Source organism: Dietzia sp. UBA5065, assembly GCA_002415925.1.
GTDB lineage: Bacteria > Actinomycetota > Actinomycetes > Mycobacteriales > Mycobacteriaceae > Dietzia.
Genome location: DIAZ01000059.1, coordinates 36,613 through 39,064 on the forward strand (window position 1 = coordinate 36,613; position 2,452 = coordinate 39,064).

At 68.8% G+C, this 2,452-nt stretch carries 2 protein-coding genes and 1 tRNA gene; 1 reads left to right on the forward strand and 2 read right to left on the reverse strand.

From position 1 onward, the window contains the following. The first annotated feature begins 187 nt into the window (after positions 1 to 187). Positions 188 to 263 (forward strand) — tRNA-Arg (locus B4M60_RS04570). A 17-nt stretch (positions 264 to 280) separates the two neighbouring features. Here B4M60_RS04570 and B4M60_RS04575 read toward each other — a convergent pair. Further along, positions 281 to 823 (reverse strand): hypothetical protein, encoded by a 543-nt coding sequence (locus tag B4M60_RS04575; RefSeq protein WP_291080709.1) that lies wholly within the window; start codon positions 821 to 823, stop codon positions 281 to 283. Between the two features lie 137 nt (positions 824 to 960). Then, the coding region (locus B4M60_RS04580) for a solute symporter family protein (protein ID WP_291080711.1) at positions 961 to 2,452 on the reverse strand (1,492 nt) is incomplete at its 5' end.

Here is a 2,452-nt window from a genome sequence, read left to right on the forward strand (position 1 = left end):
GGGCTGCCGGCCGGACGGACGCCCTCCCCCTCGCGCGGCGGCCGGTGGTGACCCGCGGAGGCGGTCCGTCGATCCCCGGCGACGGGGACGACACGGACGCCAGCGGTCTACCCTACCGGCCGCGGTGCGTCGCTCCAACTCGCGGCCACGCCCGCCCCGGCCATCAGTTAGACTCTCCCCGGTTCCCGCCCTCGTAGCTCAGTGGATAGAGCACGGCTCTCCTAAAGCCGGTGTCGGAGGTTCGATTCCTCTCGAGGGCACCACGTGCCCCCTCCGATCGTCAGCGCCGGAGGGTGGCGTTGAGCGACCCGGTCAGCGCGAGGATCGGCAGCCCGATGAGCAGGTGCACTATCGCCGCCGCCAGACCGTCAAGGAACGGGACCGTGACCAACAGGGGCAGGGCCACCGCGGCCACGATGAGGAGCCCGACGGTCCACGAGAAGAACTGCTGGGGGTTCGCGGTACCCACCAGCAGGAGGTACCAGAGCAGGCCCGCCAGGAGCGCCGCCACCGCCCCGTACACGGCGTACATGGTGGGGGTGTTGCCGCCGCCTGCCCACTGGTGACCGAACCTGGTGAACACCGCGTCGACCACCCACGAGATCAGCCACCCGGCGATCGCCGCGACCAGCGCGGTGGCGGCGACGCTGCCGACGAACTTCCCCACGTCGAGCGCCGGGCCGCGGGGTTCGCGGCGCTCCGGATACCCGGGGTCGGTCGCGTAGGGCTCGTCGTACGCGGGGTTCCCGCCGGCCTGCGAATACGCGCGGGATTCCGGCTGCTGCCCCATCCGCCGTGTCTGGTCGTCCTGTCCGGGATACATCGCTACCGCCTTCGATTACGTGTGGTGGTCCCCGAGGGTAGCCCTCCCGTGGACATGACGCGGCCCGCCCGACCGTTGTGGCGGTCGGGCGGGCCGGTGGTGGGTCGCGCCGGGACGCGTCCGTCAGTGCGGATCCGTCAGTGCGAGATCGTCTTCTCCACACCGACACCCGTGAGGGAGCGCACCTCCATCTCGATCCGCCTCTCGGGGAACTCGTCCTTCTTGCCGAGGAAGGTACCGATGATGCCCAGCAGGAACGCCAGCGGGATCGACACGATGCCCGGATTGGACAGCGGGAACAGGGAGAAGTCCACGCTGGAGATCATCGACTTCTCACTGCCGGAGACGGCCGGCGACAGCGCGATCAGCACCAGGGTGGTGATCAGGCCGCCGTACATGGAGCACAGGGCGCCGGTGGTGTTGAACCGCTTCCAGAACAGCGAGTACAGGATCGTCGGCAGGTTCGCCGAGGCCGCGATGGCAAAGGCGAGCGCCACGAGGAACGCGATGTTCTGACCCATCGCGCCGATCCCCATCACGATCGACACGAGGCCGATCACGACCACGGTGATCCTGGAGACCCGGAGCTGGTCCTTCTCGGTCGCCTTGCCGTGCTTGATCACGCCGTTGTAGATGTCGTGGGCGAACGACGCCGACGCGGTGATCGCCAGTCCGGCCACCACCGCGAGGATGGTGGCGAAGGCGACCGCCGAGATGATGCCCAGGAAGATCTCGCCGCCGAGGGCGAACGCCAGCAGCGGTGCCGCCGAGTTGACGCCGCCCGGCGCCGCCTTGATGACCTCGGGCCCCACCATCGCCGCCGCGCCGAAGCCGAGGACGAGGGTGAACAGGTAGAAGCCGCCGATGAGGACGATCGCCCAGGTCACGGACCGGCGCGCCTCCTTGGCCGTCGGGACGGTGTAGAAGCGCATCAGCACGTGCGGGAGACCGGCGGTGCCGAAGACCAGGGCGATCGACAGCGAGACGAAGTCGAGCTTGCTGGTCTCGGTGGCGCCGTACTGCAGACCCGGTTGGAGCAGGTCCTTGCCGGAGTTGGCCACCGCCTCACCGAGCAGCGCGGAGAAGTTGCCGCGGGCGGCCACCAGCACGAGGATGCACATGATCAACACGCCGCCCACGAGCAGGACCGCCTTGACCATCTGGACGTAGGTGGTGCCCTTCATGCCGCCGACCAGGACGTACACGATCATCAGCAGTCCCACGACCGCGACGACGATCGCCTGCCCGGTCGAGTCGTCGATGTTGAGGAGAAGGGCGACCAGGCCACCCGCGCCCGCCATCTGGGCGATGAGGTAGAACAGGCACACCGCGAGGGTCGCCAGGGCCGCGGCCATCCGGACCGGCCGCTGGTTGAGCCGGAAGCTCAGCACGTCCGCCATCGTGAATCGGCCCGTGTTGCGCATCAACTCCGCGACCAGCATCAGGGCGACGAGCCAGGCCACCAGGAAGCCGATGGAGTAGAGGAAGCCGTCGTAGCCGTTGATCGCGATGGCGCCGGCGATGCCGAGGAACGAGGCCGCCGACAGGTAGTCGCCGGCGATCGCGAACCCGTTCTGGGGTCCGGTGAAGCTCGAACCGCCGGTGTAGAAGTCCTTGGTCGACTTGGTC